Genomic DNA, 19,718 nt, shown 5'->3' with positions numbered 1-19,718 from the left:
GAGAATCGCAAAGGCGCATCAAAACAAGAAGTTAGAGCAAAATGCGCTCGGTGGTGACGCGTTTTGCTCCTGGCGGCAAGCCTGCCACCGAAAAATGGTCGCATGTTGAAGGAACCTCTAGCCGACAATGCCCGATCACGATAGCGCTAAGCGATGATATCGCTCGATTTGACCACGCGGCTGATCCACCGCGACGCCCTCATCCTGATCCTCGACAAGCCCGCCGGCCTGCCCGTGCATGCCGGACCGAAGGGCGGGCCCAATCTCACGGCCATGCTGGAGCAGTTGCGCTTCGGCCTGCCCCGCAATCCCGAACTGGCGCATCGGCTCGACAAGGATACGTCCGGCTGCCTGGTGCTCGGGCGGCATGCCCGGCCGCTGCGCACCCTCAACGACCTCTTTGCCAAGGGCGGTGTCGAGAAGACCTATTGGGCCGTGGTCGAGGGCGGCCCGGCTGGGGAAAGCGGCCTGATCGACATGCCGATCGCCCGCCGTTCCCCCGAGCGCGGCTGGTGGATGAAGCCCGCCGAGGACGGGCTGCCGGCCCAGACCGATTTCCGCGTGCTCGGCCGGACCGGGGATCATACCTGGCTGGAGCTGAAGCCGCGTACCGGCCGCACCCATCAGCTGCGCCTGCATTGCGCAGCTTCCGGCTTTCCGATCGTCGGCGATCCGATCTATGGCAGTGCGCCGCGCGAAGGCGGCCCGGTGCTGCATCTGCATGCCCGCGGCGTGAGCGTGCCGATCCTGCCCAAGAAGCCCGCCGTCACGGCCGAGGCGCCGCCCCCGGACCATATGGGCGAGCATCTCGCGGCGCTCGGCTATCAGGGACCTGTCAGCCCGACGCCGCCGGAGCTGGTGCGGCCTGCGGCCGAGCCGGTCCGCCGCCGAGGGCTCAGGCCGAAATAAGCGCGACAAGCCCCTGCAGCGCAGGGGAGACGGCTGATCGCGCCGGCATTACCCGCTCGCCAACTCCGCCAGGATCCAGTCACGGAAGGCGCGGATCTTGGGCTGGTTGCGGCGCGTTTCGGGATAGACGAGATGGAAGGCTCGGTCGCTCGGCATCACCAGATCGAAAGGCTGGATCAGGCGCCCGGCGGCGAGGTCGTCGTCATAGAGGGCGGTCGACAGGATGGCGGCGCCCTGTCCGGCCTTGGCTGCCGCGTTGATCACCGCCTGGCTGCTGAGATTATAGACGAGCTTGGGCATCTCATAGTTGACGCCGGCTGCCTTGAACCATTCGCGCCACCAATAATCGCCGGGGTCGAGAAGGGGTATGCGCAGGAGATCGGCCGGCGTGTAATGCGGGCCGAGACGAGCGACGAGATCGCGGCTGAGCATTGGCGTGTAGTCCCCCGCGAGCAGGCGGTGGGCCTGCAGGCCGGGCCAGTCTCCGGTGCCGAAGAAGATGGCGAGATCGGTTTCCTCGCGGGTGAAGTCGATGGCACGGTCGGTCGCGTCGATGCGCACTGCCAGCGCGGGATGGGCGAGCTGGAAAGCGCCGATGTGGCGGGCGAGCCAGCTGGTGGCGAAACTCACCTTGGCGCAGACGGTGAGCACGCCTTCGATGCCGCCGCGCGCCGCCGCATAGGCCTCGGCCATCAGGGCGAAGGCGTCCGTGATCGCCGGCGCCAGACGCTGGCCGGCCGCGCTGAGCTCGATCTGGCGCGGCTTGCGCAGGAAGAGCGGGCCGCCGAAGCGCTCCTCGAGGAGCTTGATCTGATAGGAGACGGCAGCCTGGGTCATGCCGAGTTCGGCCGCGGCGCGGGTGAAGCTGAGATGCCGCGCCACGGCCTCGAAGACCCGGATGGCGGCCAGTGGCGGCAGCGCAGTGCTCACGATGCATCAGCTCTCTTTATGGGTACTGCTCGAGCTTCAATTCGTCAGTAGCCGAGATTCATGAAAAATCTGCGGATGAAACGGCCGGAATGGAGGCCGATCTGGAGATTTGGCCGTGATAATGGCGTGGATTGGACGTATAGGGCAAGCTTATTCATACAAGGCCGATATGGTGCATCGCGAACCGCCGCCGGCCAGTCGGCCGGCTCTGCGGAAGGAGGCGTTGAGCGAACTCTCCGATCATCTGTTGCGCGACATCGGCGCTATCGACGGCCACGCGGTGAAGGATCGGCTCCAGCCGGCCGCTAGCGCCCGCGATTTGATCGACCGCTATCGATAGAGGGGGACGAGGAAGGAACGCAGGTTCCGGATCGTCTTATGACGCCATGGCCTCTTCGCCCCTGTTGCCGATGCCGGCGGTTCTGCCGACCTCCTCCAGGATCCAGTCGCGGAACACGCGGATCTTCGGCAGGTTACGGCGGGCTTCGGGATAGACGAGATAGAAGGCATGTTCGCCGGCGACCTGGCGGAAGGGCTGGATCAGCCGCCCTTCCGCCAGGTCCTGGGCCCAGAGGGCGCAGGAGAGGATGGCGACGCCCTGGCCGTCCAGCGCGGCGGTTCCCACAAAGGCCTGCGAGCCGATGCAGGGGATTTCCACGGGACCGCGATGGATGCTGCCGAAGCGATCCTGCCCGCGCGTGATCGCCGGCAAGGCCTGCGCTTCGCCGCGTGCAGGACCTCTGGGACGGCGGGCGACCTTGACGAGATCGAACCAGTCGTCCCACCAGATATCGCCGGGATCGAGCAGGGGCAGGCGCAGGAGATCGGCAGGCTGCTTCACGCCGCCGATCGTGGCGGCGAGCTTCGGGCTGAGCATGGGCGAGTATTCGCCCGAAAGCAGGCGGTGGCTGCACAGGCCCGGCCAGTTGCCGTCGCCATGGCGGATGGCGAGATCGATGTCGCTGCGCGCAAAGTCGACCGCCTGATTGGTGGCGTCGATCCGCACGGCCAGGGAAGGGTAGCGAATCTGGAAGGCACCGACATGACGGGCCAGCCAGGTCGTGGCGAAGGTGATGGAGGCCGTGACGGTGAGCACGCCCTCCGCATCGCCGCGGGCGGAGGCATAGGCCTGGGCAAGCAGGGAGAAGGCTTCGCTCACCGACGGCGCAAGGCGCTGGCCGGCTTCGGTCAGTTCGACCTGCTTCGGGCGGCGCAGGAACAGCGGGCCGCCGAAACGCTCTTCGAGCAGTTTGATCTGATAGGAGACGGCGGCCTGGGTCATGCCAAGTTCGTTGGCAGCACGGGTAAAACTCTGGTGCCGCGCCACGGCCTCGAACACCCGGATGGCCGTGAGGGGAGGGAGCGGAAGCGTCATTGCGATAAGCCTGTTTTATGGCTCCAAATCGAGCTTCAATTAGCCACATCCGGCGGGAAATGGGAATATCCCTGGCAAATATTACCAATTGTCGCTCAGGAGATTTGGCCATGACGGCCGTTCAATTCAATCACATAGGGCAGTCTTATTGCAGTCATGGGGATAGCGCACGCGTCGCGAAGCGGAGTGAGGCGTTCGTACGGCCCCGTTTCGCCGGCCTCTACGATCTTTCGTACCATCTGCTGCGGGATATCGGCATGCTCGATGGTTACGTTGCACGGAGCGAGGGAAACCAGACCGCCTTCTCGGCACGGGACCTGATCGATCGGTACCGGTAAGCGCTGTGACGTCCGCGCTCCCAGGGACTATTCCGCGGCCGGCCTGACCCCGTAGCGGTTCTCGATATAGTCGATCACCATCTGCTTGAACTCGTCGGCGATGCCGGGGCCGCGCAGGGTGGCGGCCTTCTGGCCGTCGATGAACACCGGGGCGGTCGGCGTCTCGCCGGTGCCGGGGAGCGAGATGCCGATATCGGCATGCTTGCTTTCGCCGGGGCCGTTGACGATGCAGCCCATCACCGCGACCTTCAGCGTCTCCACGCCCGGATAGCGCGTCTTCCACTCCGGCATCGATTCGACGATGAAGCCCTGGATGCTCTGGGCGAGTTCCTGGAACACCGTCGAGGTGGTGCGTCCGCAGCCGGGGCAGGCGGCGACCAGCGGCACGAAAGTGCGGATGCCCATCACCTGCAGGATCTCCTGGGAGACCTTGACCTCCTGGGTGCGGTCACCGCCGGGTTCGGGCGTGAGCGAGACGCGGATGGTGTCGCCGATGCCGGCCTGCAGCAGCGGCGAGAGCGCGGCGGCCGAGGCGACGATGCCTTTCGAGCCCATGCCCGCCTCGGTGAGGCCGAGATGCAGGGCATAGTCGGAACGGCTGGCCATCTCGTTATAGACGGCGATGAGGTCCTGCACGGCCGAGACCTTGGCCGAGATGATGATGCGGGATTTGGGCAGCCCCATTTCCACCGCGCGATCGGCCGAGAGCAGGGCCGATTGCACCAGCGCCTCCCAGGTCACGGTGCGGGCATCGACGGGCGCCTCGCTCTTCGCGTTCTCGTCCATCAGATGGGTTAGCAGTTCCTGGTCGAGCGAGCCCCAGTTCGCGCCGATGCGCACCGGCTTGTCGTAGCGCATCGCCGTCTCGATGATGGCGCCGAACTGGCGGTCGCGCTTGTCCTTGAAGCCGACATTGCCGGGATTGATGCGATATTTGTCGAGCGCCTGCGCACAGGCGGGATGGTCGGCCAGGAGCTTATGGCCGATATAGTGGAAATCCCCGATGATCGGCGTGGTCACGCCGATGCGCATCAGCCTTTCCTTGATGCGCGGCACCGCCGCGGCGGCTTCGTCGCGGTCGACCGTGATGCGCACCATTTCAGATCCGGCACGGGCCAGCGCCGCGACCTGCCGCACAGTGCCGTCGATATCGGCGGTGTCGGTATTGGTCATCGACTGCACCACGATGGGCGCGCCGCCGCCGACCTGCATGCCGCCGACATCGACGGGGACGGTAGGGCGACGGGACATCAGGCCAAAGCGCGCATAGGACGGGATCATCGGGCACCGCTGGTTTCGTTTGGGGATGACATGGACCTCACCGGCAGGCACGTCAAGGTTCCTTGGGTCGCAGGCATCTCGGGGACTGCGATCCCGGCCCTTGCGCTCCGCTCGAACCTTTCTACCATCGCATATTGCAAATGATGTGATGGGTTGATGATGATCGGCGCCGGTGCCAGGGCTCGCCTGTTCAAATGGTTCGCGGCCAAGCGTATGGAACTGGCCCTGGCCATACGCGTCACGGTGGCGGCGGGCCTGACTTTCGTCGCGGTCAAGCTGGTGGATCTTTCCCAGTCGAGCTGGGCGGTGATCACCTCCATCATCGTCATGCAGGCAAGCCTCGGCGGCTCGGTCAAGGCGGCGATGGACCGAATGGCCGGCACGCTGCTCGGGGCTCTGTGGGGCGCCGTGGTGTCGGTGGTGCTGCCGCATCACGAGGGCAATGTCGCGCTCGGCCTGGCGGTGCTGGCCGCCGTGGCGCCGATGGCGGTGGCCTCGGCGCTCAGGCCAAGCTTCCGGGTGGCGCCGATCACCGCGCTGATCGTGCTGATTCCGGCCGGCGGCACGCTGCTGCCGCCTTATGCCTATGCGGCCGAGCGCGTGGCGGAGATCGCGCTCGGCATCGTGGTGGGCGTCGGCGTTGCTCTCTTCGTGCTGCCGGCGAGGGCGCAGGGCGCGCTTGCCGCTGCGGCCGCGCGCGTCGCCGATCTCAACGCCGAGCTTCTCCTCGCCCTGGCGGGCAGCCTTCTCGACGGCAAGGGCCGGCCGGAGCTTGCCGGCATCAACAAGCGCATCCGTGCCGGCCTGCGCCAGATCGATGCGGCGGTGGAGGAGACGGTGCGCGAGCGCAGCGCCCATCTCAGCGCCGCCATCGATCCCGAGCCGATGGCCCGTACGCTCTACCGTGTCCGGCACGATCTCGTCATCATCGCCCGGGTCTGCGTACGCGCCTTGCCGGAGCGGGTGGCGCCGACCCTGACCCAGCCGCTGGAGGCGATGCGGGATGCCACGGTCGCCTTGCTGCGCGGTATCGCCGAAGCCCTGCGGCGCGGCTATCTCGGGCCGGATGCCGCCAGCTTCGATGCCAGCCTTTCCGCCTATGTCGCCGCCATGGACAAGCTGCGCGGCGCCGGCGTGCTCAGGGATCTGCAGAGCGAGGAGGTCGGCCGCCTCTACGCCCTGCGCTTCGGCTTCGAGCAACTCGGGCAGGACCTCAAGGACCTCGTCGAGCGCAGCAGCGATCTAGCGAGGGAGTAGTGGTGCGGGTCCGGTGGAGCTGGCAAGCGGAGAGCCCGGCTAACGCTGGGCCTTGGCCCGGCAGTGGCGGCAGATGCCGGCGAGCTCGATGACCTGGCCGCGCGGCTGGAAGCCGATGGCGCTGGCGGCCGCGGTGAGCGCCTTGCCGACAGCCTCGGACTCGGCCTCGCCCACGGTGCCGCAGCTCTCGCAGATCAGGAACATCACCACGCTGCCGTCCTTGTGGTCGTGGGCGCAGGCGATGAAGGCGTTGCGGCTTTCGATACGATGAGCAAAGCCCTGTTCGAGCAGGAAGTCGAGGGCGCGGTAGATCGTGATCGGCGCTGGGCGCTTGCCCTCGCCATCCTCCAGCTTCTCGATCAGCTCATAGGCGCCGATCGGCTGATGGGTGGCGGCGAGCGCCTCCAGCACCTGTCGGCGAATCTGGGTCAGGCGGACGCCGCGCTCGGCCGAAAGGGTTTCCGCCCGCGCCAGGACGGTGGAACTGCAATGGCTGTGATCATGGCCGGGTTCGGCGAAGACCGGTTTTGGCTCGTGATCGTGGGCGTGGCGGTGGGCCATGAAAACCTCTCGCCGATATGTAGCAATCGCCGGCCGGTTTTGCCAGCTTCCGGGCAATGCAGTCATTCCCTGAGATTGCAGGATCGGCATCGTCCTGCCGGCAAACGTGGCATCTCGGAGATGGTCGATCTGGAGATCGACCCACCAAATTTGCGCCAGACTCCGCAAAGCCAGTGCCTATGGGCTGAGATGCCGCGATTTCAGGAAGAGGCCTTGTCTTCAGCCTATGGCCTGACCGTGCCCTGGCCCTTCACCCGGTATTTGAACGAGCAGAGCTGCTCGGCACCAACAGGGCCGCGGGCATGCATGCGGCCCGTGGCGATGCCGATCTCGCCACCGAAGCCGAATTCGCCGCCATCGGCGAACTGGGTGGAGGCGTTGTGCAGCACGATGGCCGAATCGACCTCGCCGAGGAAGCGCTGGGCCGCGGCCTCGTCGTCGGTGACGATAGCGTCGGTATGGTGCGAGCCATAGCGCTCGATATGGGCAAGCGCCGCGTCGAGGCCGGACACGACCTTCACCGAGATGATGGCGTCGAGATATTCGGTGGCCCAGTCGGTATCGTCCGCCGGCTTCACATGGGGATCGACCGAGAGGGTGCGCGAATCGCCCCGGACCTCGCAGCCGGCTTCCAGCAGCGCTTTGACCAGCGGCTTGAGGAAGACGGGAGCCACGGCCTGGTCGACCAGCAGGGTTTCGGTGGCGCCGCACACGCCGGTGCGGCGCATCTTGGCGTTGAGCACCACGGCGACGGCCATGTCGAGCGAGGCGCCGGCATGGACATAGGTGTGGTTGACGCCTTCCAGATGGGCGAAGACCGGCACACGGGCTTCTGCCTGTACGCGGGAGACGAGATTCCTGCCGCCGCGCGGCACCAGCACGTCGAGATTGCCGTCGAGCCCGGCCAGCATGGCACCGACGGCGGCGCGGTCTGCGGTCGGCACCATCTGGATTGCCGCCTCGGGCAAGCCGGCGGCCTGCAGGCCGGCCCGCAGGGCCTTGGCGATTTCGGCGCAGGTCCGGAAGCTTTCCGAGCCGCCGCGCAGGATCGAGGCATTGCCTGCCTTCAGGCAGAGAGCGCCGGCATCGGCCAGGACGTTGGGGCGGCTCTCGAAGATGACGCCGACAACGCCGAGCGGGGTCGAGACCCGCTCGAATTCCAAGCCGTTCGGACGCGTCCAGCTTGCCAAAACGCGGCCGACCGGATCGGGTTGGGCCGCGACTTCGCGGATGGCCGCGGCAATGCCGGCAACGCGCTTCTCGTCGAGGGTGAGACGGTCGACATAGGAGGCGATCTGGCCGCGCGCCACCGCATCGGCGACGTCCTGTGCATTGGCGGCGAGAATGGCGGCCTCATTGGCGAGGATGGCCTTGGCCATCGCCTCGAGCGCGGCATTCTTGGCTGGTGCCGGGGCGAGCGCCAGGATCCGTGCGGCCGACCGGGCCGCCTGTCCCACTTTCCGCATGACGGCAATGACGTTGCCGTCCTCCATTCCCCGGTTTTCGTCGGGCATGGCTCACCCTGTCGGTTTTTCAAAAGATCAGGCTGACGTGGTTAGGCCGGATCGACGGTGGTTGCAAGGGTTTGGGGTCATCCCGCACGCATTGCAGCACGAAGTGGTGCGATGCAGATGCGGGACCGCATGCCGGATAAGACTCACTCATCTCGCGATCCCGGATCTGCGAAGCGTCACTGCGTGACGCATCGCGTCCGGGATGACATACTCCTCAATGCCCGCCGCCACCGCCGCCGCCCGCCATCTGCGGCTTCTTCAGCATGAAGATGGAGAGGCTGAGCAGGCCGAACAGCAGCGTCAGCAGCAAGAAGACATCGGAGAACGCCATCACCAGCGCCTCGCGCCGCATCAAGCCGACCAGCCTGGAGACGGTCATCTGGTCGGCAGCCGCCCCGAAAGCGACGAAGCCGGCCTTCATGTTCTCATAGGTCTGCAGGACATTGTCGCGGCTCCAGTTCACCGCTTCGCCCAGGCGCGACAGATGCAGGTCCTGGCGCTTGTTCAGGGCGGTGTTGATGATGGCAAGGCCCACCGCGCCGCCGAGATTGCGCATCAGGTTGAACAGGCCGGAGGCATTCTTGATGCGGGCCGGCGGCAGGGTGCCCAGCGCGATGTTGGAGATCGGCACCATGCAGATCATCAAGGAGACGCCGCGCAGGATCTGCGGCAGCAGGATCTCGTAGAAATCCCAGTCATGCGTGATGCCGGTCATGATCCAGGTGCCGGCGGCAAAGCCGATGAACCCGCCGGCGATCATCAGGCGCGGATCGACGAAGCGGGTGAGATTGCCCGCGATCGGCGCGGTGAAGAACATGCACAGGCCGGTGACGAACATGGTCTCGCCGATCATGCGCGAATCATAGCCGCGCACGCCGGCGAGATAGACCGGGAAGAGATAGGTCAGGCCGTAGAGGCCGACGCCCAGCACGAAGGACAGCAGCGAGCCGGTGGCGAAGTTGCCGTCCTTGAAGGCGTAGAGATCGACGATGGGCTGCCTCGCCAGCAGCACGCGGGCGAAGAACACCACGGCACCGATGGCCGCGAGCACCGACATCACCAGGACGGGCGTCTCGGCGAACCAGTCATGCCCCGGTCCTTCCTCCAGCGCGTATTCGAGGCCGCCCAGGAACACCGCCATCGAGATCAGGCCCGTCCAGTCGAAATTGCTGAGCAGCGACAGGTCCGGCTCGTCGAAATCGACCATGGCGAAGGTCATCAGTGTGACGATGACGCCCGGCACTACGTTGATGAAGAACAGCCAATGCCAGGAAATCGCGTCGGTGAGGATGCCGCCGACGGTGGGGCCGATGGTGGGGGCGAGTGTCGCCACCAGGCCGATCATCGGCGAGACGATGGCCTGCTTGGAGCGCGGGAAGATGGTGAAAGCGGCCGCGAACACGGTTGGGATCATGCCGCCGCCGATGAAGCCCTGCAGCGCGCGGTAGATGATCATCTCGTTGATGTTCGTCGCGGTGCCGCACATGAAGCTCATGAAGGTGAAGCCGGCGCAGGACACCGCGAAGGTCCAGCGCGTCGAGAAGGCGCGGGAGAGAAAACCCGAGAGCGGGATCATCACCACTTCGGCGACCAGATAGGCCGTCTGAACCCAGGGGATCTCGTCGCCGGAGGCGCCGAGGCCGGCCTGGATCTGCGGCAGGGAGGCGGATACGACCTGGATGTCCAGGATCGCCATGAACATGCCGAACACCATGGCCAGGAAGGCGACCAGCTTGCGCTTGTCGATCTTGTCCTCGGCGGGAACGGGCATGGCGGTTGCTGTTGCGGTGGCCATGGCGGCCTCCCTGGAAGCAGATAGCCTTCTCCCGCAAGGGGAGAAGGCTTCTTGTTGCCTTATCCCTTCGGGCCTGTGCGGCTGTCGACCGTCACCACCACCGACAGGCCGGGACGCAGCTTGCCGCTGAGGGCGATGTCGGCGGGAACCTCGATACGCACCGGCACGCGCTGCGTGATCTTGGTGAAATTGCCGGTGGCGTTCTCGGGCGGCAACAGGCTGAAGACCGAGCCGGAAGCCGGCGAGAACTTGCCGACGACCCCTTCGAAGGTATCGCCGTCCATGGAATCGACCGAGACTTCCACCTTCTGGCCGGGAACCAGCGGGGCGAGCTGCGTTTCCTTGAAGTTGGCGGCGACATAGATGCTCTTGAGCGGCACCAGGGCGATCAGGCGCGAACCGGGCGAGACGAACTGGCCGGGCTGGGCGGCGCGGTTGCCGACCACGCCGTCGGTAGGCGCGCGCACCACGGTGGCGTCGAGGTCGTTCTGGGCCTTGGTGATGGCGACGTCGAGCTCCTTGGCGCCCTGTTCGGCCTCGGCCTTCTGGGCCTGCGTCACGGCGAGATTGGCCTTGGCCGCGATCACACTGGCCTCGGCGCTGTTCAGGCTCGCCTGCGCATTGGTGAGGGCGGCATTGGCGCTGGCAAGACCGGCATTGGCCTTGTCACGGTCGGCGGTGGCCTGGTCGAGCGTAGCCTTGGAGCCGAAATCCCGGGCCGCCAGGGCGTCGGCGCGGTCGAAGGCGGCATTGGCACGCACGATTTCGGCCTTGGCCGAGGCGACGCCGGCCTGGGCCGACTCGATGCCCGCCTTGGCCGAGGCGACGCCGGCATTGGCGGTTTCGATCGCCGCCTGCTGGGCTAGGATCTGCTGGTCGATACGGGCAATGGTGGCGTTCTGGGTCGCGCGCTTGGCCTTGGCGGATTCGAGCGCGGTGCGATAATCGGTATCGTCGAGCTTGACGATGACGTCGCCGGCCTTGACGCTGTCGCCATTCTGCACCGGCACGCTGTCGACATAACCCGAGACCTTCACGCCCAGGGTGGACACGTCGGCCTGTACATAGGCGTCATCGGTCTCGACCATGAAGCGGCCATTGGTCCACCAGTCGTAACCGTACCAGCCACCGGCGGCGAGCGCGACGACCAGCAGAATCGGCAGGACGGTGCGGGCCTTGGATTTCTTCTTGCCGGCAGTGGCGGCAGGCTTGGACTGTACCGGAGCAGCCGGAGCCTCGGCCTTCGGGGGCTCGGCTTTCCCGGGCTCGGGCGCCGCAGGCGCGTCGGTCCGCTGGCGCTCCAAGGTCACGACATTGTCGGTGGCATCAACCGAGCCGGTGGCCCCCTGGCCACCCGACATGGCATTGTGATCGCGAGCTGCGTCCATTGTGGTCTCCCAACCGGAAGGTGAGACGCCCCTGGACAACTCGAAAAAGTTGCCTGCAAAACCAGACCGTGTTGATCTTGCCCCGAAGCATTCTACGATTTGGTTAGCTATACCGAGGATCGCAAATATGCATTAGAACAAAGGCTTAGAGTAAAATTCGCTTCCGTGGGAAACGCGTTTTGCTCCGGTCGACAAGATCAATACCGTCTGGCTGGGACTGTCAGGATCGAACCGAACGGTTCAGTCAGTTTTCGTTGACTATCATGTTGCGCTGCGATACGCAATAAAAATCGAACCGAACGGTTCAGTCATTTTTTTGGAAGGATTCCAGCCATGCTCGCCGCGAGCCCGGCGCCTACGAAAGAGCCGGCTACCGATCCGCCGGCCACCGACAATGCCAAATGCCGCCAGATCGTCGATGGCGCCCGTCGCGTCTTTCTGGCCCATGGCTTCGAGGGCGCCAGCATGAACGATATCGCCAAGGAGGCAGGCGTCTCCAAGGGCACTCTCTATGTCTATTTCGAGAATAAAGAGCGTCTGTTCGCGGCGATCGTCGAGGAGGAGCGCTCTTCCCATGTCGAGCGCATCTTCGAGTTCGACTACAACTCGCCCGACGTCGAAGGCACGCTGCTGGAGCTCTCCACCGCCATCACCGCCTTCATCTGCCAGCCGCGCATCATCTCGGCGATGCGAGCCGTGATGGGCATCACCGAGCGCATGCCCGACATCGGAGCGCATTTCTACAATTCGGGGCCCGGCCATTCCCGCAAGCAACTGGCGAAATATCTCGATCTGCGCGTGGCCGCCGGGCAGCTCGAGATCGACGATACCGAGCTGGCCGCCGCCCAGTTCCTTGAAATGTCGCACGGTCCCTTGCTGAAGCCGATGTTCTTCATGGCCAACAACACACCACCGACCAAAGCACGCATCCGGGAGGTGGCGCAGTCGGCCGTGCGGATGTTCATGGCCGCCTATGGCGTGAAGAAGTAACGGGGCTGGCTGGGTTCCTGGCCGGACCCATGTCGAAAGAGGCCGGCCTCAGCCGCCGATGCGCACCCGCAGGAAATCGCCCTTGATGGCGATGCTCGGCTTGGCGCCGGGCCTGTTCGGCAGGGTGCTGTCGACCAGCGAGGCATGACCGCTCACGGCGTAGTTCACCGCCTCCGCGCCGGCGAAGGTGAGTTCGGCGTCGATGGCGTTGCCGCCGAGGTCAATGTCCTCGTCCTGCTCGATGCGGGTGTAGGAGAGGCGGGCGCGGATGGCATTGCCCTCGATCGAGACGTGGCGCGCATGCCCGTCCAGCGCGATGTCGCCGGCCCGGCTCTTGACGTCGAGCGAGGCGAAGCTGCCCGACAGGTGGCTCGATGTGGCGTCCTGCTCGATGGAGACGGCGACGTTCTCGGGCAGGGTGGCGGTGAGTTCGAGCCGGCAATCGGAATTCCCGAACCAGGTCCGGCTGCCGGTGTCGACCCGCAGCTGCGTGCCATCGAGCCGGATCGATCCGGCATTTTCGCAGCCACTCGAAGCCCAGCTCGAGCGCCAGAAGGCGAACCAGCCCTCGGGCCGGCTGCGGAGTTCGGCGCGATAGGGCCCGTCGCGACCGGCGCTCAGCCGGATCAAGCCGGCGGGGCCGGTGATGGTCACCGAAGTCACCGAGCCGGCATCGAGCTGGCCAAGGCTGGACCGAGCCCCGCCGGGGGCCATCCAGCTGGCGGCGATGACCAAGGCGGCAATGATCAGAAGCGTGCGCATGGCTGTCTTTCCTCGAGGAATCATGGAAAGACCAGGCCGGAATTCGCCACATTCGGCGACCTCGATCGCGATCGGGGACGAATGCGAACGTGATCGGGGCCAGAAATGGTGTAGATTCGTCCCGTCCCGGAAGCACCAAATGATCTTCGTGCCCTTGCCCTTCGTCAGCGCTTTGCTCTTTGCCATCCTCCTCGTGCAGATGGTGCGACAGGGCGATCGTCCCTGGCGCGACAATGCCTTCTTCCTGCTGCTGCTCGGCTTCATGGCGCTCTCGGTGCTGCTGGGCCTGCGCTGGGGCTACGGGATCAGGACCTTCATCCCGCTGCAGACCACGCTGGCCGCGCTGACGCCGGCCTTGGCCTGGCTTGCCTTTCGCGGTCTCACCGCCGAAGGTCCGGCGCTGCGCTGGGCCAAGGTCTGGCCCCATCTCGTGCCTGCTGGCCTGGTCGGGCTGCTCTTTACGATCTCGTCCGTCTCGATCGACCTCGTGGTCATCCTGGCGTTCCTCGGCTACGGCCTTGCCCTTACCCGCTTGGCGCTGGCCGGCCCGGACGTGCTGATAGCGCCCCGGCTGGACGGTGTGCTGCGGTCGCACCGCGCGCTGCAGATCACCGCCGTGGCCTGCCTTCTCTCCGGAGTGATGGATATCGTCATCAGCCTCGATATGCGTTGGATGGGAGGCTTCATGTCCGAGGCCATGGTGTCCGGCGGCAATGTCGTGGTGCTGCTGGTGCTGGGAGCGGCGGCCGCCTCCGCGGGATCGGCGGCGCCTGTGGAAGAGGACGAGCCATCGGCGGTCGAGCCGCCCACCCGGCCGGGCAGTGACGAAGACCGCACGGTGGCGCTGGCGCTCGACGCCCTGATGGCGGAACGCCAGCTCTACAAGGATGCCGATCTCAATCTTGCCCGGCTCGCCCGGCGGCTCAACCTGCCGGCGCGGCGCGTTTCCTCGGCCGTCAACCGCGTCCACGGCATGAGCGTGTCTCACTATGTCAACAAATACCGGATCGAGGAGGCCTGCCACCTGCTGGCGACCACCGATAGCTCCGTCATCCAGGTGATGATGGAGGCCGGCTTTCTCAGCAAGTCCAATTTCAACCGTGAATTCCTGCGCCTAACGGGGGTCAGCCCCATCGCCTGGCGGCGAGGGCAGCGCGCTGCGCCGAGCGAAAGTGCCGAGGCCGGCAAGCAAAAGGCCCCGCCGTGGCGGGGCCCAAAAACACAATGCGACATGATGCAACGCCACTTGACGCAACTCAAACGCAACGCAACTCAGTAGCAGACCCGTACGCGGGCCCAGTGGCCGCCATAGTAATCTTCGACCCAGCGCTTCTGAATGGTGCAGCGGCGATACTCGCGATAATAGACGGGACGGTAGTCGTCGTAGTAGCCGCCGCCATAATATCCGCCATTGTAGGACGAACCTACCAGCAGGCCGCCCAGAAGGCCGATGCCGGCGCCCGCGGCGAAGGCACCATGGCGGCCGTTGCGGGCCTCGGCGGTGCCGGTGGTGGCAATGGCGGTGCCGGCCAATGTAGCGGCAACCAGGGCTCCGGTCAGGATCTTCTTGAACATCGTCTCGTTCCCATCTCTCATCTTGCGCTGGTTGCGCTTGCTCTGATGGCATGACGATGCCACTGCGGCACCGGCGTTTCCGTGCGATTCGACACCTGCAACGCGGCGCGCCGTCTCTCCTGAACCGGGGTCACGCTCCTGTTTCCATTCGCCCTCACGATGACTTAACGTTCTGCGGTTGCGGGAGGGATATATGCGGTCCGAGTGGCGAGTTGGCGTCTGGTTGGTTCTGGGCTTGACCTTCACGGCGTATCCGGCATTCGCCGCGTCCTATGCGGGGGAGCCGGCGGGCTGCGTGACGACGGGCGGAACAGCGCTTGGCCTGCCCTATCGGACGGCGTTCACCATCCTCCAGGACATGGACGCGAAAGACCGGAAGGCCCGGATCGAGCGTCTGGGCAAGGCTCTCGAGGCCAATCCCGCGGATGACATTGCCCGGCTCGAGCTGATCATGCTGGGCGGCGACGACCGCAAGCAGGACGCCATCGCCGCCTCCCTGGCCGATCTCCTCGCCAAGGCCGGCAAGGCGGGCGATCCGGCGGTCGCGGCGCTGGCACGCCTGCTCAGCGTCCCCACCATCGATGCGGAAGGGGAGGAAGCCGACGCCAAGATCACGGCAGTGGTCGAGGCGGCGCGCGCCGATCTCCGCGCCATACGCAATGGTGCCACACGGGGCGGACAGGCCGCCTTGACGGCGGATGACGCCGACCTGCTGGCTGGCCTGATTGCCCGCCGGGCGGTTTTCGATCTCGACGAAGCGATCGAGGATTATGACCGCGATGTCGGCAAGGCCCATGCAGCCATGCTGCAGGCGGCGATCGAAGCCTTCTCGGCCCGGCTCGAACGGGCCCCGCGCGACCCGGCGCGCTTCCCGCTCCTGGCCGAGGCGCTACGCGACAATTACTATGACAAGGGCAGGCATGATCGCCTCGTCGAGATCTGCCGCCGCTGGACCGGCATCGCGCCCGCTGATCCGACGGCGCGCAGGTTCCTGGTGAGCGCGCTGGCGGCGCGGGCCGACGAACGCAACACCGCCGACAGGACAGCTCTGGCCCTCGCCGACGCCGAGGCGCTCGCCGTCCTGGCCGAGCCGGCGCCGGGGTCGCTGCGCCTCGACGAGATTCAGGTGGAGGCGCTCGTCGCCAGCTATCGCGTCAGGGCGACGGCGCAGGGCAAGGCCGAGCCTGTCCAGGCCGCCGCGACCCTCGCCGAGGGGCTGGAGCGGCTACGCGTGAAGACGCAGGACGATCCCGCCCTGAATAGTGGCGGCGAGCTGATCCTGACAGCCGTGACGCAGGCGGGCGAGCGCATCGACAAGCAGGATCCGGTTGCGGCCGAAGCCATCGAAACGAAGCTGCTCTCCGTGCTAGCCGAACCCGGGCGCCGGGCGCAATTGCGCGACATGATCGCCGGCCGTTATCAGGCGAACGGCAAGATCGAGGCCGCGATGCAGCGCTATCGCCAATCCATGGCCGAATTGGCGGCCGTGCCGCTCGACGCAGAGCGGAGCTGGCGCTTTTTCGCTGCGGCGCGAAGCCTGTTCGATCTCGGCCGGCGGGATGCCCGCAGCTTCGATGCCGACGCGCATGCGCGCCTCTTGTTGGACTATGCCGCCGAGCCCCGCCTGCGGGCGCTCGACGGGCAGGACGGCAAGGAGAGGGCACACCTGCTCCTGCAGATCGCCGATGCCCTGCATACCCTGGCCAAACGCCTGGAGGAGGCCGGCATCGAAGCGCCCCGCATCGGCCTGCTGGAGCGCGAGGTCGCCCTGCGCGAGCCGCTGGTGCGCGATCCCGCTTTGCGGGCAGGCCGCCTGGAAGGCCTGGCAAATGCCTATCGCGACCTCTCCGACGCCTTCGATGCGGCGAATCGGGAGAAGGAGGCGCTCGACCACGCCCGCAAGCGCGCGGAGATACGGCGCGAGCAGAAGGAGAAGAATCCGGCCGGCTTCGACGAACTCAGCGACTATGTCTGGGCTCTGCGCGATCTTGGCGACGAGCAGCGCCATGTCGGTGACGACAAGGGCGCGCAGGCCAGCTACCAGGAGGGGGCGCAGGTCGGGGCGATGTTGCTCGAGCGCTTCCCCGACAAGGGGGGCTCCTATGAGGCGATGTCGGCAATCCAGGTCGCGATGGGCCATGCGGCTCGCACCACCATGATGAAGCTCATTCACTATAAGCGGGCGCAGGCGACCAATCTTGCCCATCTCGACAGGCTCGGCGACAAGAAGTTCGACCAGGACTTCCTTGCGGTGTCGAGCATCAATATCGGCGACACCTATCTGGAAGCTGGCAAATACCAGGCGGCGCTGACCCATCTCGGCCAGGCGCTGGAGGCGAGCGACAAGAGCGTCGCCGACGATCCGGAGAACAACAGCCTCCTGCGCCGCCGTGCCCGCATTCTCGACAAGATCGCCAGGGCCGAGCAGGAGCTGGGCCGCGTCGAGCCGGCCATCGCCACGCGGCGTCGCCAGATCGAGCTTCTGGAAAGGCTGGCGCGCCTGCGCGGTGGCGCGGTCGAAAATCAGGCCGACGCCTATGAGGCGCTGATCGACCTGCTCTCCCGAAGCGGCGACCACGCCGACGAGATCGCCGAGATCCGGCGCAAGGTCGCGGCGCTGTGAGAAGGCACGGCCGCCCTCCAGCTGGAATTTAGATTTTCAGTCGATTTTCTCGCGTCATTGCGAGCGAATTACGACTGTCGTGCTAACCGCTGATCGCCCCGATCTTGTCGAGGAGTTCGGTCGCCAGACCATTGTCGAGGCCTTCGTCCGTCTCCCAGACGACCTCGCAATGCGGGCTGATCAGGAAGGTCTGCGGGATCGAACGCAAGGACAGCATGGTGACGAGCTCCCGCTTGTTGTCGAGACCGACCAGGCCGTAGGGATTGCCCGCCTTTTCCAGATAATGCAACGCCGCCTCGGCCCGATCCTGGACGGCAACACCGGCAATCCGAACGCCCTTGCTCTGGAGATCGACGAGGTAGCGGTGCTCCTCGCGGCAAGCCTGGCACCAGGAGGCCCAGAAGTTGAGGACGGTGACCTGGTCCTTCAACGCCTCGAGCGTCGGCGCGGGAATGTCGGCGAGCCCCTCCAGAGGCTCTACCCGGAAGGGGCCGAGCACGGTGCGGTTCGAATCCAGAGGGGTTGCATCCCGGGCGAAGGCCGGTACCGCCACGCTGGCGGCGATATTCGCCAGGAATGCCCTGCGGCCGATCATGACGATTCTCCCATGCGGCACCGTGCTGACCATAGGATGCGCCATGGCTTTCGCAACTGGCCCGACGCGATTGCGAACAGCTTGAAATATCGGCGCATCCGGCAAAGCGCGTCTCGGCAGCAGATATAGCCACGCTCGTGGCATATGATATAATATCTCTCACGTCCCAGAGCCGCTGCGGTGCTTCTTGTCGGATGCCGGTGAAGCCAGAACGACCGTGAAGTTCTCCGAAGCCGAGAGGCAGGCGGCCTTCACCCGATTGTGGACGCGGCTCGAGACCTATGACCTCGATAAGCCTGACGATGTGATTCCCTTCTCGACGAAGCTCGCGGCCGAGTGCGGCTGGAGCTATGAGAAGGCGCGCCGGGTTGTTTTCGAATATAAGCGCTTCGTTGCCATTGCTCTTTCCAGCGGTCATGGCGCCTGTCCCTCGCGGGCGGTGGACGAAGCCTGGCACCTGCATCTGATCGATACGAGACGCTATTGGGGCGAGTTCTGCCGCGAGGTGCTGCAGCGCGAGTTTCACCACGAGCCGGGCCGCGGCGGCATCGCGGAGGATTTGCGTTTCGATCGCCTCTACCGGCAAACTCTAGACGACTACCGGCGCTTCTTCGGCGAGGAGCCGCCGACCGAGATCTGGCCGGACCCGGATGCGCCAGGTCCCGCGGATTTGACACCATCGGGCCGGCAGGCCTTGCTAGCGCGCCTGCAGGAGCTTCTGAAGCGTGCCGTCAAGCCTTTGGCTTTCCTGGCCTTGCTGCTGGCGGTGCCGGGCTGTGCCGCCATCTATGATTCTTCGAGTCCCGGTGCCCTGCAAGGACCAGCCTTCCTGATGCTCTATGTCGTGCTTCTGGCTGGCGCCTTCATGCTCAGCCGGGCTTTGCAGGACAGGGTGAACGGTCCGGCCATGCCCAAGGATGCCGGCGTTCTGCTCGGCCCCTATCATGTCGCCTATCTGGCCGGCGGAGCCAACCGGGTGCTCGAGACGGCGCTGATGCAGCTCTATCTTGACGGGACGATCGCCATGCAGTCGGACGAGGCGGTGCTGCTTCGGCCGGTTCCGCGGCAGGCCCCTGCCGTGGAGCGCCTGATCGGCGACAAGCTGGCCGAGGGGCCGCTGCGGATAGGAACCACCACCATCGAGATTGCGGTCGAACCGATCCGGCGGGATCTGCTTGCCGCCGGTCTGGTGCCGGGGCCGGACGAACTGGCCCGGACGCAGCAAATCCCCCTCCTGCTGATCGGCCCGCTGCTGTTGCTGGCCCTCATTCGCTTTTTCTTCGGCATCGGCCATGGGCGCCCGATTGCCCTGCTGGCCTTCTGCCTGGTGGTGACGCCTGTCGTGATTGCGGTCGCGGCGATGAGGCAGCCGCCGCGCACGCGGGCCGGCGGAAAGCTGCTCCGGCAAGTCGAGCGGACCCTGCAAGCCAGAGGCAAGCCCGCCGCCGGCAGTCCGGGCTTGACCGAATGGGTTGCCCTGCACGGCCATGTCGGGCTGGCCGGCCTCGGCCTCTCGGCGTTTTCGCTGTTTGTCACCAGCCAGCCGGCCTTGGCCGCCAAGGCTGGCGGCGGCTCCTGCGGGGGAGGTGACGGTGACGGTGATGGTGGTGGGGGCGGTTGCGGTGGTGGCGGAGGCTGCGGCGGCTGAAGCGTCTTGCGGTTTGCCGCTATCACTTCGAAGCGCGAGACGTAGCGAAGCCCGGAGAAGAAAAAGCGCGGTTCGGAGAAACCGCACTTTGCACTCTAATTCGTCGTCCGTGAAGAACTCGCAAGCTGCTGATTCAGCGTTAGTTTTTTAGCCAGACAAGTATTCGCGTTTGCCGGA

16 protein-coding genes are annotated in these 19,718 nt (G+C 65.8%); 6 read left to right on the top strand and 10 right to left on the bottom strand.

Going from position 1 to position 19,718, the window contains the following annotated elements; translation table 11 throughout:
* Window positions 1-153: 153 nt before the first annotated feature.
* Window positions 154-909 carry an RNA pseudouridine synthase gene (locus tag J8I29_RS20780; protein WP_209433108.1) on the top strand — a complete coding sequence of 252 codons (756 nt, stop codon included), beginning with the start codon at window positions 154-156 and terminating at the stop codon, window positions 907-909.
* Between the two features lie 48 nt (window positions 910-957).
* Here J8I29_RS20780 and J8I29_RS20775 read toward each other — a convergent pair whose 3' ends face one another.
* The 3 genes from J8I29_RS20775 to ispG form a co-directional block, all read right to left on the bottom strand.
* Window positions 958-1,839 carry a LysR substrate-binding domain-containing protein gene (locus J8I29_RS20775; RefSeq protein ID WP_105864137.1) on the bottom strand — a complete coding sequence of 294 codons (882 nt, stop codon included), beginning with the start codon at window positions 1,837-1,839 and terminating at the stop codon, window positions 958-960.
* Window positions 1,840-2,215: 376 nt separating this feature from the next.
* On the bottom strand, window positions 2,216-3,214 hold the full coding sequence (locus tag J8I29_RS20770) for a LysR substrate-binding domain-containing protein (protein WP_209433107.1): 999 nt from the start codon (window positions 3,212-3,214) through the stop codon (window positions 2,216-2,218).
* Window positions 3,215-3,579: 365 nt separating this feature from the next.
* On the bottom strand, window positions 3,580-4,803 hold the full coding sequence (gene ispG, locus J8I29_RS20765) for a flavodoxin-dependent (E)-4-hydroxy-3-methylbut-2-enyl-diphosphate synthase (protein WP_348536115.1): 1,224 nt from the start codon (window positions 4,801-4,803) through the stop codon (window positions 3,580-3,582).
* A 186-nt stretch (window positions 4,804-4,989) separates the two neighbouring features.
* Between ispG and J8I29_RS20760 the strand changes: the two genes are divergently transcribed.
* Window positions 4,990-6,090, top strand: a complete 1,101-nt coding sequence (locus tag J8I29_RS20760) for an FUSC family protein (protein ID WP_105864141.1) — start codon at window positions 4,990-4,992, stop codon at window positions 6,088-6,090.
* Between the two features lie 39 nt (window positions 6,091-6,129).
* Here J8I29_RS20760 and J8I29_RS20755 read toward each other — a convergent pair whose 3' ends face one another.
* The 4 genes from J8I29_RS20755 to J8I29_RS20740 all read right to left on the bottom strand — a co-directional run bounded on the left by J8I29_RS20755 (window position 6,130) and on the right by J8I29_RS20740 (window position 11,348).
* On the bottom strand, window positions 6,130-6,651 hold the full coding sequence (locus J8I29_RS20755; RefSeq protein ID WP_105864142.1) for a transcriptional repressor: 522 nt from the start codon (window positions 6,649-6,651) through the stop codon (window positions 6,130-6,132).
* 224 nt (window positions 6,652-6,875) lie between these two features.
* Window positions 6,876-8,165: a glutamate-5-semialdehyde dehydrogenase gene (locus tag J8I29_RS20750; RefSeq protein ID WP_245197212.1), complete on the bottom strand. Its 1,290-nt coding sequence runs from the start codon at window positions 8,163-8,165 to the stop codon at window positions 6,876-6,878.
* Window positions 8,166-8,379: 214 nt separating this feature from the next.
* On the bottom strand, window positions 8,380-9,960 hold the full coding sequence (locus J8I29_RS20745; RefSeq protein WP_105864143.1) for a DHA2 family efflux MFS transporter permease subunit: 1,581 nt from the start codon (window positions 9,958-9,960) through the stop codon (window positions 8,380-8,382).
* Window positions 9,961-10,019: 59 nt separating this feature from the next.
* Complete coding sequence (locus J8I29_RS20740) at window positions 10,020-11,348, bottom strand: HlyD family secretion protein (RefSeq protein ID WP_245197210.1); 1,329 nt, start codon at window positions 11,346-11,348, stop codon at window positions 10,020-10,022.
* A 333-nt stretch (window positions 11,349-11,681) separates the two neighbouring features.
* Between J8I29_RS20740 and J8I29_RS20735 the strand changes: the two genes are divergently transcribed.
* On the top strand, window positions 11,682-12,338 hold the full coding sequence (locus tag J8I29_RS20735; protein ID WP_209433106.1) for a TetR/AcrR family transcriptional regulator: 657 nt from the start codon (window positions 11,682-11,684) through the stop codon (window positions 12,336-12,338).
* Window positions 12,339-12,386: 48 nt separating this feature from the next.
* Here the strand turns inward: J8I29_RS20735 and J8I29_RS20730 are convergent, their stop codons facing one another.
* Window positions 12,387-13,100: a hypothetical protein gene (locus J8I29_RS20730; protein ID WP_209433105.1), complete on the bottom strand. Its 714-nt coding sequence runs from the start codon at window positions 13,098-13,100 to the stop codon at window positions 12,387-12,389.
* A gap of 139 nt (window positions 13,101-13,239) precedes the next feature.
* On the opposite strand from J8I29_RS20730, the gene J8I29_RS20725 reads away from it, so the two are divergent.
* The gene (locus tag J8I29_RS20725) at window positions 13,240-14,379 is read left to right on the top strand and encodes an AraC family transcriptional regulator (RefSeq protein ID WP_209433104.1); all 1,140 of its coding nucleotides are present in this window, start codon (window positions 13,240-13,242) and stop codon (window positions 14,377-14,379) included.
* Here the strand turns inward: J8I29_RS20725 and J8I29_RS20720 are convergent.
* Window positions 14,373-14,675 (bottom strand): hypothetical protein, encoded by a 303-nt coding sequence (locus tag J8I29_RS20720; RefSeq protein WP_105864147.1) that lies wholly within the window; start codon window positions 14,673-14,675, stop codon window positions 14,373-14,375. The two genes, J8I29_RS20725 and J8I29_RS20720, sit on opposite strands and share 7 nt — an antisense overlap.
* Window positions 14,676-14,910: 235 nt before the next feature.
* Here J8I29_RS20720 and J8I29_RS20715 point away from each other — a divergent pair, with 235 nt between their 5' ends.
* A complete protein-coding gene (locus tag J8I29_RS20715; RefSeq protein ID WP_209433103.1) occupies window positions 14,911-17,298 on the top strand; it encodes a hypothetical protein in 2,388 nt (795 codons plus the stop codon).
* 82 nt (window positions 17,299-17,380) lie between these two features.
* Here J8I29_RS20715 and J8I29_RS20710 read toward each other — a convergent pair whose 3' ends face one another.
* The gene (locus J8I29_RS20710; protein ID WP_209433102.1) at window positions 17,381-17,893 is read right to left on the bottom strand and encodes a redoxin family protein; all 513 of its coding nucleotides are present in this window, start codon (window positions 17,891-17,893) and stop codon (window positions 17,381-17,383) included.
* 217 nt (window positions 17,894-18,110) lie between these two features.
* Here J8I29_RS20710 and J8I29_RS30455 point away from each other — a divergent pair, with 217 nt between their 5' ends.
* A complete protein-coding gene (locus tag J8I29_RS30455; protein WP_209433101.1) occupies window positions 18,111-19,541 on the top strand; it encodes a TIGR04222 domain-containing membrane protein in 1,431 nt (476 codons plus the stop codon).
* The last annotated feature ends 177 nt before the right edge of the window (window positions 19,542-19,718 follow it).

This window comes from Labrys sp. LIt4 (assembly GCF_017813775.1).
Lineage (GTDB): Bacteria > Pseudomonadota > Alphaproteobacteria > Rhizobiales > Labraceae > Labrys > Labrys okinawensis_A.
This window is presented reverse-complemented; position numbering and strand designations above follow the sequence as displayed.

Excerpts from the sequence above, each read along its gene's own strand:
- J8I29_RS20720 (WP_105864147.1), bottom strand. The coding sequence starts at position 14,675 with ATGTTCAAGAAGATCCTGACCGGAGCCCTGGTTGCCGCTACATTGGCC.
- J8I29_RS20745 (WP_105864143.1), bottom strand. The coding sequence starts at position 9,960 with ATGGCCACCGCAACAGCAACCGCCATGCCCGTTCCCGCCGAGGACAAG.
- J8I29_RS20730 (WP_209433105.1), bottom strand. The coding sequence starts at position 13,100 with ATGCGCACGCTTCTGATCATTGCCGCCTTGGTCATCGCCGCCAGCTGG.
- J8I29_RS20725 (WP_209433104.1), top strand. The coding sequence starts at position 13,240 with ATGATCTTCGTGCCCTTGCCCTTCGTCAGCGCTTTGCTCTTTGCCATC.
- J8I29_RS20780 (WP_209433108.1), top strand. The coding sequence starts at position 154 with ATGATATCGCTCGATTTGACCACGCGGCTGATCCACCGCGACGCCCTC.
- J8I29_RS20770 (WP_209433107.1), bottom strand. The coding sequence starts at position 3,214 with ATGACGCTTCCGCTCCCTCCCCTCACGGCCATCCGGGTGTTCGAGGCC.
- ispG (WP_348536115.1), bottom strand. The coding sequence starts at position 4,803 with ATGTCCCGTCGCCCTACCGTCCCCGTCGATGTCGGCGGCATGCAGGTC.
- J8I29_RS20740 (WP_245197210.1), bottom strand. The coding sequence starts at position 11,348 with ATGGACGCAGCTCGCGATCACAATGCCATGTCGGGTGGCCAGGGGGCC.
- J8I29_RS20750 (WP_245197212.1), bottom strand. The coding sequence starts at position 8,165 with ATGCCCGACGAAAACCGGGGAATGGAGGACGGCAACGTCATTGCCGTC.
- J8I29_RS20735 (WP_209433106.1), top strand. The coding sequence starts at position 11,682 with ATGCTCGCCGCGAGCCCGGCGCCTACGAAAGAGCCGGCTACCGATCCG.
- J8I29_RS20755 (WP_105864142.1), bottom strand. The coding sequence starts at position 6,651 with ATGGCCCACCGCCACGCCCACGATCACGAGCCAAAACCGGTCTTCGCC.
- J8I29_RS20760 (WP_105864141.1), top strand. The coding sequence starts at position 4,990 with ATGATGATCGGCGCCGGTGCCAGGGCTCGCCTGTTCAAATGGTTCGCG.
- J8I29_RS20710 (WP_209433102.1), bottom strand. The coding sequence starts at position 17,893 with ATGATCGGCCGCAGGGCATTCCTGGCGAATATCGCCGCCAGCGTGGCG.